This window comes from Citrobacter sp. Res13-Sevr-PEB04-36 (genome assembly GCF_015672735.1).
In the GTDB taxonomy this organism is placed as follows: domain Bacteria; phylum Pseudomonadota; class Gammaproteobacteria; order Enterobacterales; family Enterobacteriaceae; genus Citrobacter.
The window spans coordinates 1-13,702 of record NZ_JADABY010000018.1 but is presented as its reverse complement, the minus strand read 5'-3'; the positions used below and the strand labels follow the sequence as shown (position 1 = coordinate 13,702).

Genomic DNA, 13,702 nt, shown 5'->3' with positions numbered 1-13,702 from the left:
TTATCCGGCCTACAGATTAAGTAGGCCCGATAAGCGCTAGCGCCATCGGGCGTAATCCTCACATCATCTGCAGCAAACCATACCCCACCAGCGCGGCCCAGATCAGCATCGGCACCGAATACCAATGAAAACGCCACCAGATACGTCGATCGTTCGCCATGCGTAAGGCAATAAGGTTCGCCAGCGATCCCGGTAACAGTCCAAAACCACCAATATTGACCGCCCAGGCCAGCAGAAGCGTTGGCGGGACGTAGTTCAGCAGCAAAATGGTACTGGGTACATTACTGATAAACTGCGACAGGCCGATTGCCGTCAACCATAGACCGGGTTGTGAAAGCGTACCAATGTGGCCCGAAGCCCCCTGAAGCACGGGTAACTGTGTCAACAGATGCACATCGATAAACATCGCCATAAACACCAGCAGCAGCGTCCAGTCCACACTGAAGATCACACGGCGAGCCAGCAGCATAAAGCCTGCCGCCACAATCCCCAGCCCCCAAAGCTCAAGCTTGAGTTCCAGCGCCGTTAAAAAGACCAGATACAATACCAGGCAACTCCACACCAGTCGGGGCTGCCAGTCAGGCGCAAGCGTGCCGGTATGGTAGAGCAACGCTTTACGCGGAAAACTAAACCAGCACAGCACGACCAGCGTCAGCATCATCACACCGGCAAGCGGTGCCATTTGCCAGGTAAACGCGGTGAATGACAGCCCGGAGCGTCCCCACATCAGGATGTTCTGCGGATTACCGATCGGCGTCAGCAGCGATCCGGCGTTGACCGCCAGCGCCTCAAAAATAATCAGGCGGTTCACCGGGATTGCGCACAGTTTTTTCAGGGTGATGGTCAACGGAACCACAATAAACAGGGCGACATCATTAGTCAGAAACGTCGACAGTAACGCCGCCGCCAACACCATAAATATCGCCAGCTGACGTTCTGTTTTAAAGCGGCGGGTCATCTTGCGGCCAAGCACATCAAAATAACCGCTTAGCTCCACCCCTTTGGTAAGGAGCATCAACCCACTAAGCGTAATGATCGTATGCCAGTCAATGGCCCCCGGCCAGCTCCGGGGCGTAAACGGTGTGAACAGGCTCAGTACAATACCAGTGATGATTAACAACTGGAAAAAACGATCGCGCTTTAATGCGCGTAACAAAGGAAAACTCATTCAGAGTCAGTTCCCTGCTGTTGGGTAAATCGGCTAAAAGCCTCCAGTGTTTCCTTGCTGACATGGTGCTCCATCCCTTCCGCATCGCGGCGGGCAATTTCCGGGCTGATACCTAACATTAGCAAGAAATTTTCTACGATCTGATGACGTTCGCGACTCTCCTGCGCCAGCTTCTCGCCTTCAGCTGTTAAGAACACACCGCGCCAGGGGATCATTTCAATTAACCCCACGGAAGCAAGGCGCTTAAGCATCTTGGCGACGGTGGGTTGGGAAACCCCAAGTCGGGCAGCCATATCCACCTGACGCGCTTCGCCCACTTCGATAATGAGGTCGGAAATCAGCTCCACGTAATCATCGATCAGTTCGCGACGGTGCGCCTCCCTGACCTGACGAAACCCCTCAACATGTTCCTCAACATTCACCAATTGCGTCACTTTTTTTGTTGTTGGCATACCTGCGCGACGACTCATTCTGCTTCCTCGTTCCTGTGACGCATTAACAGCATCTGATTAGAGAGCGCTCATTGTAAACCAGAGTTGCGTAGGCACAAAAAATTAACGTTTTAGCAATAGCTATATAATATAGCCTGTGCTATATCTGTATATAATAAAGACATCCCTCAAGGACTGATGGGATCGTAAAGTCAGGAGGTTCATATGAATGAATTCAAGAGGTGTATGCGCGTGTTTAGTCACTCTCCTTTTAAAGTACGGTTGATGCTGCTCGCTATGCTGTGTGACATGATCAACGGCAAACCAGAGCAGGATAAACCCTCCGGAAAATAATGCGGCGTCGCGGTACGCCGCTTCATTTTCTCGCCGTAACATCGATACGGTGGTCGGTTTCCCACCAATACCCCTTCTTTTTGTCCGTTTTGCCATCCCCCTCGCAAAACATTTACTTTGTAGTAGTTGACCTTCTTACGCACACACTCTATCTTTTCGCAGCCCTGCATATATTGTGGCTCGCAGATGCGGACCTCATCCCTCTTCTCGCTCTCTCAGGCAGGCAAATGACCCTTCGCGCCAGGGTAAGCACATGGCGTTTTTGCAACAGTGGCATATGAATTTAACCCTCAAAGATTCACTTATTGCTCGTAGCCGGGCGCTTAGCCCGTGGACTGGTTTCTATTTCTTACAGTCTCTGCTGATCAACCTTGCGCTGGGCTACCCGCTTAGCCTGCTATATAGCGTCGCCTTTACCTGTATATTGTTACTGCTGTGGCGCTATGCACCGCGCACGCAAAAAACGCTGATTGGCATTTGTTCACTGATTGCTGCGATGTATTTTCCGTTTGGTCAGGCTTACGGCTCACCTAACTTTAATACCCTGCTGGCGCTGCATTCGACCAACATGGAAGAGTCCACCGAAATCCTGACCATCTTCCCCTGGTACAACTACCTGGTGGGCGTATTTATCTTTGCCCTCGGCGTGCTTGCCATACGGCGTAAAAAAGACGCGGCTCAACGCCGCTGGAATAAGTTCGACAGCCTGTGTTTGCTGGTCAGCATTGTGGCGTTCTTTGTTACGCCAGTGCAAAACCTGGCCTGGGGCGGTGTCTTCAAATTAAAAGATACTGGCTATCCGGTGTTCCGCTTTGCCAAGGACGTAATCGTCAATAACGATGAAGTCCTCGACGAGCAGGAACGAATGGCTAAGCTGGCGAGTGTCAAAGACACCTGGACAGTGACAGCGGTGAAACCCAAGTACCATACCTATGTCGTCGTAATTGGTGAAAGCGCCCGTCGTGATGCGCTAGGCGCATTCGGTGGCCACTGGGATAACACGCCATTTGCCAGCAGCGTTAACGGCTATATTTTTACAGATTACATCGCGGCCAGCGGATCAACGCAAAAATCACTTGGCTTAACGCTGAATCGGGTGGTCGATGATAAGCCGCAGTTCCAGGATAACTTTGTTACCCTCGCTAACCGCGCCGGATTCCAGACGTGGTGGTTCTCTAATCAGGGGCAGATCGGTGAATACGACACGGCAATCGCCAGTATCGCCAAGCGTGCTGACGAGGTTCATTTTCTGAAAAACGGCGACTTCGAAGCCGACAAGAACACCCGCGATGAAGCGCTGTTGAAGATGACCGCCCAGGTGTTAGAAACGGAGCGTACTCAACCCCAGCTCATTGTGTTGCACTTAATGGGTTCGCATCCGCAGGCCTGCGATCGTACTCAGGGGAAATACGAGACTTTCGTCCAGTCGAGAGAGACGTCGTGTTATCTGTACACCATGACGCAGACCGACGACCTTCTACGCCAGCTCTACGATCAGCTGCGTAATAGCGGCGACAGCTTTTCGATGGTCTACTTCTCCGATCATGGCCTCGCCTTTAAAGAACGCGGGAAAGAGGTACAGTACCTGGCACACGACGATCAATTCCAGCAGAATTTCCAGGTGCCGTTTATGGTGCTATCCAGTGACGACAAAGCACACAGGGTGATTAAAGCCCGTCGCTCCGCAAATGACTTCCTGAGCTTTTTCTCGCAGTGGACAGGGATCAGCGCGAAAGAAATCACTAACCGCTACCGCTTTATTTCCGAGAAAAAAGCCGGACCGGTGTACATCACCAACTTCAAATTACAGAAGGTGGACTACAACCATCTTGGTACCGATATCTTCGAGACCAAATCACGCTAACGCGCAAATCGCAGACAAAAAAAATCCGCCCCTCGGGGCGGATTTTTCATATCACCGAAGTGATTAGAAGCGGTAACCCACGCCTGCGATCCAGGTGCCGACGTCAACGCTACGAATACGGCTCTGCTCGTAAGAGAAGTCCAGAGCAACGTTTTCGATCGGGTTGAACTGCAGACCAGCACCGTAAGAGAAACCGTAGTCGCTGGTGCTGTGGTTGTCAGCAGGAGAGGCTGCATCCTGGAATTTACCGTAGCCAACACCTACAACGCCGTAGATGCTTGCCCAGTCGTTCAGACGGTAAGCAGGACCTGCAGTGATGCCGTAGTACTGGGTTTTGTTGTAGTCGCCGGAAGCATCGGTACGATCTTTTTCAGTGTAAGTGAAGGAACCGATCACGCCCAGCGGGTTGTTGTCCTGCTCGTAGCGATACTTCAGGTTAAAACCGTTCATTTTGTTCGCAGCGCCCTGAGCATCACTCTGAGCATAACCACCGGTAACGGTAGAAGTAGACGCAACAGCGGAACCTGCGGAGAAAGCCAGAACAGCGGCCAGTGCTGAAAGACATGCAATTTTTTTCATAACCACCTCAAATGTGCTTCAAGTAAATCTTAAGTTTTAAATATACCAAAAATTGATGGGAAACTCTTTGCGATTAGCGATGTCTAACGGGAAATTTCATGTAACAGAACATTTCAAAAACCCGCTATCTCTTTCAATTAACATCACTTTTATAACGATTAATGCCATTATTGCGCGCACAACCAGGCACATTCATCCAGAAAATTCCTAATCACACAGATTATTAATCCATCACTTTCAGGTCATTGTACGGATCTGTGCACTTTTTTTTTCAACGAATACTCAACCACCTGCGTGTATTTCCATTACACTCGCTGTTTTACTTATATTGACAGGAGAAAGGATGCTGGGGTCGTCACGTAAAACGCCAGTCTGGTTACCTATTTTGGTTCTGCTGATTGCAATGTCCTCTATACAAAGCGGGGCATCGCTGGCGAAATCGCTATTCCCTATCGTCGGCGCACCAGGTGTGACCGCGCTACGTCTGGCACTAGGAACATTAATCCTCATCGCATTTTTTAAACCCTGGCGGTTACGTTTTGCCAAAGAGCAGCGTCTTCCTCTGCTGTTTTACGGCCTGTCTCTGGGCGGGATGAACTATCTCTTCTATCTGTCGATTCAGACCGTTCCGCTGGGGATTGCCGTGGCGCTGGAATTCACCGGGCCATTAGCGGTGGCACTGTTCTCATCCCGACGTCCTGTTGATTTCATTTGGGTAGCTCTGGCCGTACTTGGACTCTGGTTCCTGCTGCCGTTGGGCCAGGATGTGTCGCACGTTGATTTAACCGGTGCTGCGCTGGCACTGGGCGCAGGTGCCTGCTGGGCGGTCTATATTCTTACCGGTCAGCGCGCTGGCGAGGAGCACGGCCCGGCAACCGTAGCGGTGGGTTCGCTGATTGCAGCGATCATTTTCGTGCCGCTGGGCGCGATACAGGCCGGAGATGCGCTGTGGCACTGGTCGATTCTGCCATTGGGTTTAGCAGTCGCCGTCCTCTCTACAGCGCTACCCTACTCGCTGGAAATGATCGCCTTAACGCGCCTGCCTACGCGCACTTTTGGCACGCTGATGAGCATGGAGCCTGCGCTGGCGGCGGTTTCTGGCATGATCTTCCTCGGCGAAACGCTGACGATGGTACAAATGCTGGCTCTGGGGGCCATTATTGCCGCGTCAATGGGCTCTACGCTCACCATTCGTAAAGAGCCACAAATTAAGCAACTCGACGTAAATTAACCTGCCGTTATTCTGCATGGTTTGCATAATCATGCAGAATAGCCTTTTGTTGATCTCAGTGATTATTATTCTTATACCGCTATCGTTTATCACTTCCTATTTCCCACGAATATAAACATCCAGAAAAAATAGCTGACAACAGATTACAATTTAACTTATTAGCATGATTCAATTGAATATTTATATTCCCCACAGTGTTCACTATTAAAGTGATAGGTAAGACCAGAAAAAGAAACAAGAATTTAGGTCTATACTTACTCTCGTTGAATGACCTGGGACATAAATATCAAGAGGATATAAGATTATGAGTACAGCAAAACTGGTAAAAACAAAAGCATCCCCCCTTCTTTATACCCGTAACGATGTATCCGACAGTGATAAGAAAGCGACCGTAGAGCTGTTGAATCAGCAGGTGATCCAGTTCATCGACCTGTCACTCATCACCAAGCAAGCGCACTGGAACATGCGCGGCGCTAATTTTATTGCCGTACATGAAATGCTGGATGGTTTTCGCACCGCGTTAACCGATCATCTCGACACCATGGCCGAGCGCGCCGTACAGTTGGGTGGCGTCGCGTTGGGGACAACGCAAGTTATTAACAGCAAAACGTCGCTGAAAAGCTACCCGCTGGATATTCACAGCGTGCAGGATCACTTAAAAGAGCTGGCTGAACGCTATGCCGTGGTCGCTAACAGCGTGCGTAAAGCCATTAGCGAAGCCAAAGATGAAGATACCGCTGATATTTTCACCGCCGCGTCGCGCGATCTCGACAAATTCCTGTGGTTTATCGAAGCCAACATCGAATAACAGTCATGATAAGAAATTCCTATATAACCCTCGCCCTGGCGGGGGTTTTGCACTTTTTTGGTGCACAACATTGATCGCTCGTCACTGCAAAGTAAAATATTTGTAATAATCACCTCACACAATCGTTAACGAAAGATTGTTTTATCAGCAATTTTTACGCTAAATAGTCATACCGTTTGCACCACACCTTTCACGCACCAAATGAGTGCCCCGAAACGGTGCAGGCAGCCCGCTTTGCCCTACATATTGTGCAGGAAAATGCAGTACCTTCTTGTTAAAACAATAAGTTGCAAAATTGGCACGATTCTTTCATTACGCTATTTGTTCTCGCAGGGGATCGCCCCGTGGATATAAAAGGAAATCCTATGAAGTCTGTATTAAAAGTTTCACTGGCTGCACTTACCCTGGCTTTTGCGGTGTCTTCTCATGCCGCGGATAAGAAACTCGTTGTCGCAACTGACACCGCTTTTGTTCCGTTTGAATTCAAGCAGGGTGACAAATACGTCGGTTTTGATGTGGATCTGTGGGCAGCTGTGGCTAAAGAGCTGAAGCTGGATTATGAACTGAAACCAATGGATTTCAGCGGCATCATCCCGGCGCTGCAAACCAAAAATATCGATTTGGCTCTGGCAGGTATCACCATCACCGAAGAACGTAAAAAAGCGATCGACTTCTCTGACGGCTACTACAAAAGCGGCCTGTTAGTGATGGTTAAAGCCAACAATAACGACGTGAAAAGCGTGAAAGATCTGGATGGCAAAGTGGTGGCGGTGAAAGGCGGAACCGGTTCTGTCGATTACGCGAAAGCAAACATCAAAACCAAAGACCTGCGCCAGTTCCCGAACATCGATAACGCCTATATGGAACTGGGCACTAACCGCGCAGATGCCGTCCTGCACGACACACCAAACATTCTTTACTTCATCAAAACCGCGGGCAACGGTCAGTTCAAAGCCGTAGGCGACTCTCTGGAAGCCCAGCAATACGGTATTGCCTTCCCGAAAGGCAGCGACGAACTGCGTGAGAAAGTGAACGGCGCGCTGAAAACGCTGAAAGAGAACGGCACATACAACGAAATCTACAAAAAATGGTTCGGTACTGAACCTAAATAATAACTCGCGGCGTTGCCCGGTAGCGCGAAGCTTACCGGGCCTACGCCAGCAGATTTGAGACCTGTAGGCCGGATAAGCCTGTCGAATCCGGCAAAACAGGCATTTGAATATTTTCACCACGGTAACAGGAACGACATATGCAGTTTGACTGGAGTGCCATTTGGCCCGCCATTCCGCTCTTGATTGAAGGCGCCAAAATGACCCTGTGGATTTCGGTCCTCGGTCTGGCTGGCGGTCTGGTAATCGGGCTGGCAGCAGGTTTTGCACGTACCTTCGGCGGTTGGATAGCCAACCACGTTGCGCTGGTATTTATCGAAGTCATCCGCGGCACGCCCATCGTTGTGCAGGTGATGTTTATTTACTTCGCCCTGCCGATGGCGTTTAACGATTTACGCATTGATCCCTTCAGTGCCGCCGTCGTCACCATCATGATTAACTCCGGTGCCTACATCGCGGAAATCACCCGTGGCGCGGTGCTCTCAATTCATAAAGGTTTCAGCGAAGCCGGGCTGGCGCTGGGTCTCTCACGCACAGAGACTATTCGCCACGTTATTTTACCACTCGCGCTGCGTCGTATGCTGCCACCGCTGGGTAACCAGTGGATCATCAGCATTAAAGATACCTCACTGTTTATTGTCATTGGCGTCGCTGAACTGACCCGTCAGGGCCAGGAAATCATTGCCGGTAACTTCCGCGCACTGGAAATCTGGAGCGCCGTTGCGGTGTTCTATCTGATTATTACGCTGGTGCTGAGCTTCGTTCTGCGTCGTCTGGAAAGAAGGATGAAAATCCTGTGATTGAATTTAAAAACGTCTCTAAGCATTTTGGTCCTACCCAGGTGCTGCATAACATCGATCTGAATATTAGCCAGGGCGAAGTAGTGGTGATTATCGGGCCTTCCGGCTCCGGTAAGTCGACCCTGCTACGCTGCATTAACAAGCTGGAAGAGATTACCTCCGGCGAACTGATTGTCGATGGTCTGAAGGTCAACGATCCGAAGGTCGACGAGCGGTTAATTCGCCAGGAAGCCGGGATGGTATTCCAGCAGTTCTATCTGTTCCCACACCTGACAGCACTGGAAAATGTCATGTTTGGACCGCTGCGCGTGCGCGGGGCGAAGAAAGATCAGGCTGAGAAACAGGCCAAAGAGTTACTGGCTAAAGTGGGCCTCGCCGAGCGTGCGCATCACTACCCTTCTGAGCTTTCCGGCGGCCAGCAGCAGCGTGTGGCGATCGCCCGTGCACTGGCGGTGAAGCCGAAAATGATGCTGTTTGATGAACCAACCTCAGCCCTTGATCCGGAACTGCGTCACGAAGTGCTGAAAGTCATGCAGGATCTGGCAGAAGAAGGCATGACGATGGTGATTGTGACCCACGAAATCGGCTTTGCCGAAAAAGTGGCTTCACGCCTGATCTTCATTGATAAGGGCCGTATTGCCGAAGACGGCAACCCGCAAACTCTGATTGAAAATCCGCCCAGCCAGCGTCTGCAGGAATTTTTGCAGCACGTTTCCTGATGCTGACACCTCCCTTCTCCCGAAGGGAGGTTCTCCCCAAGAATCGTCTGATTTCACGCCCCTCCCGCCCTGACATCTATACTTATCCTTTTGCGTTTATTTCTCATGGGAGGAGTCATGCGGTGGATCTTATTCATTTGCGTTTTTCTACTGAGCGTCCCGGCTCAGGCAGTCACGATACCCGGCATAACCTCCACAGCCTCCGACAGCCCACCAACGAAGCCTACAGCTGAGCCTGACGTTGAGCAAAAGAAGGCGGCCTATTCTGCTCTGGCAGACGTGCTGGAGAATGACGCCTCACGCCAGGAGTTGATAGGACAACTGCGTAAAGTGGCGGCAACGCCACCACCTGACCCGGTCCCCACTATCGTCCCCCCCACGCTGACGGAAGAAAAAACGGTACTTGAGAACGTGACCGATGTCAGTCGCCACTACGGCGAAGCCCTCTCCAGCCGATTTGCCCAGCTTTATCGCAACATCACCGACGCGCCGCACAAATCATTTAACCCGCAATCATTCACCAATGCCCTGACCCACTTCGTCATGCTGGCGGTGTCCGTATTCGGGTTTTACTGGTTGATACGCTTATGTGCGCTGCCGCTGTATCGCAAAATGGGGCAATGGGTGCGGCAAAAAAATCGTGAACGCAGCAACTGGCTACAGCTTCCCGCCATGATTATTGGCGCGTTCATCATTGATTTATTGCTGCTGGCGCTGACGCTGTTTGTTGGGCAGATATTAAGCGACCGCATGAACGCAGGTAATCGCACCATCGCTTTCCAACAAAGTTTGTTCCTCAATGCATTCGCGTTGATTGAGTTCTTCAAGGCCATTTTACGCCTGATATTTTGCCCGACGGTGGCGGAGTTGCGTCCGTTCAACATTCAGACAGCAGGTGCGCGCTACTGGAATCGTCGCCTGAGTTCACTCAGCAGTCTGATTGGCTACGGGCTTATTGTGGTGGTGCCCATTATTTCTAATCAGATCAATGTGCAGGTCGGTGCTATGGCTAACGTCATCATCATGTTGTGCATTACGCTGTGGGCGCTGTATCTGATCTTCAAGAACAAGAAAGAGATCACCGAGCATTTACAGAATCTGGCAGAAAGGTCGCTGGCTTTTTTCAGCCTGTTTATCCGCGCCTTTGCGCTGATTTGGCACTGGCTGGCCAGCGCCTATTTCGTCGTGCTGTTTTTCTTCTCGCTATTTGATCCGGGCAACAGCCTGAAATTTATGATGGGGGCAACGCTGCGCAGCCTGGTGATTATCGGCATCGCCGCCTTTATTTCCGGCATGTTTTCCCGCTGGATCGCCAAAACCATTACGCTTTCACCTCACACCCAGCGCAGCTATCCGGAATTGCAAAAACGCCTTAATGGCTGGCTGTCGACGGCGTTAAGCATCGCGCGGATCCTGACGGTCTGTGTCGCCATCATGCTGCTGCTCAACGCCTGGGGGTTGTTCGACTTCTGGAACTGGCTGCATTACGGCGCGGGCGAAAAAACGGTGGATATTCTGATCCGTATCGCGCTGATTTTATTCTTCTCGGCTATCGGCTGGACCCTGCTCGCCAGCCTGATTGAAAACCGCCTGACCTCGGATATCCACGGTCGGCCCCTGCCCAGCGCACGCACCCGCACGCTGCTGACGCTGTTTCGCAACGCGCTGGCGGTGATTATCAGCACCATCACTATCATGATCGTGCTGTCGGAAATTGGGGTCAATATTGCCCCGTTACTGGCAGGCGCGGGCGCGCTGGGGCTGGCTATTTCCTTCGGCTCGCAGACGCTGGTGAAAGATATTATTACCGGGATCTTTATCCAGTTTGAAAATGGCATGAACACTGGTGATTTGGTCACCATCGGTCCGCTAACCGGCACGGTTGAGCGCATGTCGATTCGCTCAGTCGGTGTGCGCCAGGACACCGGGGCGTACCATATTATCCCGTGGTCATCGATAACCACCTTCGCCAACTTTGTACGGGGCATTGGATCTGTCGTCGCCAATTACGACGTGGACCGCCATGAGGATGCCGATAAAGCCAATCAGGCGTTGAAGGATGCCGTCACGGCGGTGATGGAAAGGGAAGATATTCGTGGATTCATTATTGGCGAGCCGTCATTCGCGGGTATTGTCGGGTTAACCAATACGGCGTTTACGCTGCGGGTGTCGTTCACCACCTTACCGCTGAAGCAGTGGGCGGTACGCTTTGCGCTCGACAGTCAGGTGAAAAAATACTTTGATTTGGCCAACGTGCGCGCGCCGGTACAGGCCTACCAGGTTTTGCCCGCAGCGGTGAATGGTCCCACGGCAGCAGCCGATCCGCTGCCGCCGACGGAGCCGACGATTTAGCGCTGACGCGCCATGAAACGGCGACGCTGATCGTTATCCATAAAGGTCCAGGCAATAAAGCGGCTGTGCTTTTGCCCCTGGGCCATCTCTTTTTTGACCACTTTCACCGCACCCACATCCGTCAGGGCGTGGTACAGCGGTGGCAGATTTTCACCGCGTGAAACCAGCGTGGTGAACCACATCACCTGGCGACCAAAGGCCTGGCTTTCGGCGATCATTTTTTTGATAAACGCTACTTCGCCACCTTCACACCAGAGCTCCTCCTGTTTCCCGCCAAAGTTCAGCGCATCGTCTTTGTCCTGTCCCAGGTTACGACGTTTACGCTCACTTCCGGCGCGGGCAGAAGCCGCTGAATCATGGAACGGCGGATTGCACAGTGTCGCTTCGAACTGTTCATTCTTATGAATAATTCCGTTGAAGATAGACGACAAATCTTTCTGACGGCGCAGGCGAATAGCACGGGTTAACCCCGGATTGCCGTTAACGATCGCCAGTGCGCTGCTCAATGCTTCCTGGCTGGTCTCACTGCCGGTAAACCGCCAGCCATATTCGTGCACGCCAATCAGCGGATAAATACAGTTTGCCCCAACGCCGACGTCCAGCACGCTCGCATTCGCCGGGATAGTTCCCGTCGTTTCGCCCAGCAGATCGGCCAGATGATGAATGTAATCCGCCCGACCCGGGACCGGTGGGCACAGGTAACCTTGCGGAATATCCCAATTAGCCACCGCATAGTAATGCGCCAGCAGGGCTTTATTCAGCGCCTTCACAGCCAATGGGTTAGCAAAATCAACGCTCTGCTCGCCGCCTGGCGTAATGGTGAGGAATTGCGTCAATTCGGGCGTCACCTGGCATAACGCGGCAAGATCGTAACGGCCATTGTGGCGGTTGCGTGGGTGTAATCCCGGTTTCTGGGGGGGCATAACATTCTCCTATTAACAGCGGCGTAAGATACCCGCATAACGCCACGCGGTAAACACGCACGGCACGGAAAATCGATAATTTATGCCGGATTTCCACAAAACGAATCGTTCAAAAAACACTCAGTTGTCCATCAATTTTTTGCGGTAAACGTCCGGCAATGACGTCCTAAACTTATCAGGCACTACCCGTTGTTTCTCAGAGGATATCATTATGAAGAAATGCCTCACACTCCTTGCCGCTACCGTACTTACCGGTATGACATTTGCGTCTTTTGCTGCACCGCCTAACACCAGTCCTGCCACCGGCCCGCTACAGGCTTCCGGAACCGTGTCGGCTACCGGCGCGTCAAGTCTGACCGATCTTGAAGACAAGCTGGCGGAAAAAGCGAAAGAGCAAGGCGCAAAAGGCTTTGTGGTTAATGCTGCTGGCGGTAAAAATCAGATGTACGGTACCGCAACTATCTACAAGTAATCTCCCTCAGCCTAACTGCATTCGTCCTGAATGCAGTTTTCTTTTTTGCTCTCCGTACTCCCCGCACAATTTGTAACCACCATGTTGGAATTTTGAATCCAATGTAAATAAATGTATTTATTTTTGAATTAATGAATGCTAAAAAGTCGCACTGATTAATAATGCTTATCAAAATCATTATCAATTACGCATTTCATTACGGCGAGACCTGCAGGCGTAACATCCAAAGAGATGTCCCTTCGCACGAGTGAAACCTTCTACTCAAAAATAATAAGCTACTCATTAACATGGATAAAAATCGCAACCTGCCGTCCAGTAGTTTCCATTCACTGACCTTTTTTGCCGGTCTGTGCATCGGCCTGTCTCCGGTCGCTCAGGCCGTCGCCGCAGGCGATCAGGACAAGAAGCAAGAAGATACGCTGGTCGTAGAAGCCGCCAAACCGTCGCTGTACGCCCCCACCCACTCAGCCGATCCGAAATTCTCCCGTCCTGTTGCTGATACGACGCGCACCATGACGGTGATTTCTGAGCAGGTCATTAAGGATCAAGGGGCAACAAACCTGACCGACGCGCTAAAGAACGTACCGGGCGTCGGCGCATTTTTCGCAGGTGAAAACGGCAACTCTACTACCGGCGACGCGATTTATATGCGTGGGGCCGATACCTCAAACAGCATTTACATCGACGGCGTTCGCGACATTGGCAGTGTCACGCGCGATACCTTCAATACCGAACAGGTTGAAGTGATTAAAGGTCCTTCCGGCACCGACTATGGCCGCAGCGCGCCGACCGGCTCGATCAATATGATCAGCAAGCAACCGCGCACTGACTCGGGCATTGATGCCTCTGCCAGCGTCGGCAGCGCCTGGTTCCGCCGCGGTACGCTGGATAT

General features: G+C 51.5%; 14 protein-coding genes. 10 read left to right on the top strand and 4 right to left on the bottom strand.

The genetic code is table 11. The features are described 5' to 3' along the window. Positions 1 to 58: 58 nt before the first annotated feature. Both IMQ48_RS05605 and mntR read right to left on the bottom strand, forming a co-directional pair. On the bottom strand, positions 59 to 1,168 hold the full coding sequence (locus IMQ48_RS05605) for an anion transporter (protein ID WP_196208233.1): 1,110 nt from the start codon (positions 1,166 to 1,168) through the stop codon (positions 59 to 61). Further along, positions 1,165 to 1,638, bottom strand: coding sequence for a manganese-binding transcriptional regulator MntR (mntR, locus tag IMQ48_RS05600; RefSeq protein ID WP_096757747.1), 474 nt, complete (start codon positions 1,636 to 1,638; stop codon positions 1,165 to 1,167). The genes IMQ48_RS05605 and mntR overlap by 4 nt, the downstream gene beginning before the upstream one ends. A 186-nt stretch (positions 1,639 to 1,824) precedes the next feature. Here mntR and mntS point away from each other — a divergent pair, with 186 nt between their 5' ends. Together mntS and IMQ48_RS05590 are read left to right on the top strand one after the other, a co-directional pair. After that, positions 1,825 to 1,953 carry a manganase accumulation protein MntS gene (mntS, locus tag IMQ48_RS05595; protein WP_196208232.1) on the top strand — a complete coding sequence of 43 codons (129 nt, stop codon included), beginning with the start codon at positions 1,825 to 1,827 and terminating at the stop codon, positions 1,951 to 1,953. Positions 1,954 to 2,230: 277 nt separating this feature from the next. Further along, positions 2,231 to 3,817, top strand: coding sequence for a phosphoethanolamine transferase (locus tag IMQ48_RS05590; protein ID WP_196208298.1), 1,587 nt, complete (start codon positions 2,231 to 2,233; stop codon positions 3,815 to 3,817). Positions 3,818 to 3,880: 63 nt separating this feature from the next. On the opposite strand, the gene ompX is transcribed toward IMQ48_RS05590, so the two are convergent. Then, a complete protein-coding gene (ompX, locus tag IMQ48_RS05585) occupies positions 3,881 to 4,396 on the bottom strand; it encodes an outer membrane protein OmpX (RefSeq protein ID WP_196208231.1) in 516 nt (171 codons plus the stop codon). Positions 4,397 to 4,739: 343 nt separating this feature from the next. Here ompX and rhtA point away from each other — a divergent pair, with 343 nt between their 5' ends. The 6 genes from rhtA (at position 4,740) to ybiO (ending at position 11,415) form a co-directional block, all read left to right on the top strand. Further along, positions 4,740 to 5,627 carry a threonine/homoserine exporter RhtA gene (gene rhtA, locus IMQ48_RS05580; protein ID WP_196208230.1) on the top strand — a complete coding sequence of 296 codons (888 nt, stop codon included), beginning with the start codon at positions 4,740 to 4,742 and terminating at the stop codon, positions 5,625 to 5,627. 304 nt (positions 5,628 to 5,931) lie between these two features. Further along, entirely contained in the window at positions 5,932 to 6,435 is a 504-nt protein-coding gene (gene dps / locus IMQ48_RS05575) for a DNA starvation/stationary phase protection protein Dps (RefSeq protein ID WP_096757751.1), read from the top strand. A 365-nt stretch (positions 6,436 to 6,800) separates the two neighbouring features. After that, on the top strand, positions 6,801 to 7,547 hold the full coding sequence (gene glnH / locus IMQ48_RS05570; RefSeq protein ID WP_096757752.1) for a glutamine ABC transporter substrate-binding protein GlnH: 747 nt from the start codon (positions 6,801 to 6,803) through the stop codon (positions 7,545 to 7,547). 137 nt (positions 7,548 to 7,684) lie between these two features. Then, a complete protein-coding gene (glnP, locus tag IMQ48_RS05565) occupies positions 7,685 to 8,344 on the top strand; it encodes a glutamine ABC transporter permease GlnP (protein ID WP_096757753.1) in 660 nt (219 codons plus the stop codon). Beyond that, entirely contained in the window at positions 8,341 to 9,063 is a 723-nt protein-coding gene (gene glnQ, locus IMQ48_RS05560; RefSeq protein WP_196208229.1) for a glutamine ABC transporter ATP-binding protein GlnQ, read from the top strand. Before glnP ends, glnQ begins: the two co-directional genes overlap by 4 nt. A 117-nt stretch (positions 9,064 to 9,180) precedes the next feature. Beyond that, entirely contained in the window at positions 9,181 to 11,415 is a 2,235-nt protein-coding gene (ybiO, locus tag IMQ48_RS05555; protein WP_196208228.1) for a mechanosensitive channel protein, read from the top strand. On the opposite strand, the gene rlmF is transcribed toward ybiO, so the two are convergent. Continuing rightward, complete coding sequence (gene rlmF, locus IMQ48_RS05550) at positions 11,412 to 12,338, bottom strand: 23S rRNA (adenine(1618)-N(6))-methyltransferase RlmF (protein ID WP_196208227.1); 927 nt, start codon at positions 12,336 to 12,338, stop codon at positions 11,412 to 11,414. The two genes, ybiO and rlmF, sit on opposite strands and share 4 nt — an antisense overlap. Positions 12,339 to 12,549: 211 nt before the next feature. Here rlmF and mcbA point away from each other — a divergent pair, with 211 nt between their 5' ends. Beyond that, positions 12,550 to 12,810 (top strand): DUF1471 family periplasmic protein McbA, encoded by a 261-nt coding sequence (gene mcbA / locus IMQ48_RS05545; protein ID WP_096757757.1) that lies wholly within the window; start codon positions 12,550 to 12,552, stop codon positions 12,808 to 12,810. 287 nt (positions 12,811 to 13,097) lie between these two features. Continuing rightward, positions 13,098 to 13,702 (top strand): TonB-dependent receptor plug domain-containing protein (locus tag IMQ48_RS05540; protein ID WP_196208226.1); only part of this gene is annotated, 605 nt, incomplete at its 3' end.

Coding starts and splice junctions, on each gene's coding strand:
- dps (WP_096757751.1), top strand. CDS start 5,932: ATGAGTACAGCAAAACTGGTAAAAACAAAAGCATCCCCCCTTCTTTAT.
- rhtA (WP_196208230.1), top strand. CDS start 4,740: ATGCTGGGGTCGTCACGTAAAACGCCAGTCTGGTTACCTATTTTGGTT.
- rlmF (WP_196208227.1), bottom strand. CDS start 12,338: ATGCCCCCCCAGAAACCGGGATTACACCCACGCAACCGCCACAATGGC.
- mcbA (WP_096757757.1), top strand. CDS start 12,550: ATGAAGAAATGCCTCACACTCCTTGCCGCTACCGTACTTACCGGTATG.
- mntR (WP_096757747.1), bottom strand. CDS start 1,638: ATGAGTCGTCGCGCAGGTATGCCAACAACAAAAAAAGTGACGCAATTG.
- ybiO (WP_196208228.1), top strand. CDS start 9,181: ATGCGGTGGATCTTATTCATTTGCGTTTTTCTACTGAGCGTCCCGGCT.
- ompX (WP_196208231.1), bottom strand. CDS start 4,396: ATGAAAAAAATTGCATGTCTTTCAGCACTGGCCGCTGTTCTGGCTTTC.
- IMQ48_RS05605 (WP_196208233.1), bottom strand. CDS start 1,168: ATGAGTTTTCCTTTGTTACGCGCATTAAAGCGCGATCGTTTTTTCCAG.
- glnH (WP_096757752.1), top strand. CDS start 6,801: ATGAAGTCTGTATTAAAAGTTTCACTGGCTGCACTTACCCTGGCTTTT.
- mntS (WP_196208232.1), top strand. CDS start 1,825: ATGAATGAATTCAAGAGGTGTATGCGCGTGTTTAGTCACTCTCCTTTT.
- IMQ48_RS05590 (WP_196208298.1), top strand. CDS start 2,231: ATGAATTTAACCCTCAAAGATTCACTTATTGCTCGTAGCCGGGCGCTT.
- glnP (WP_096757753.1), top strand. CDS start 7,685: ATGCAGTTTGACTGGAGTGCCATTTGGCCCGCCATTCCGCTCTTGATT.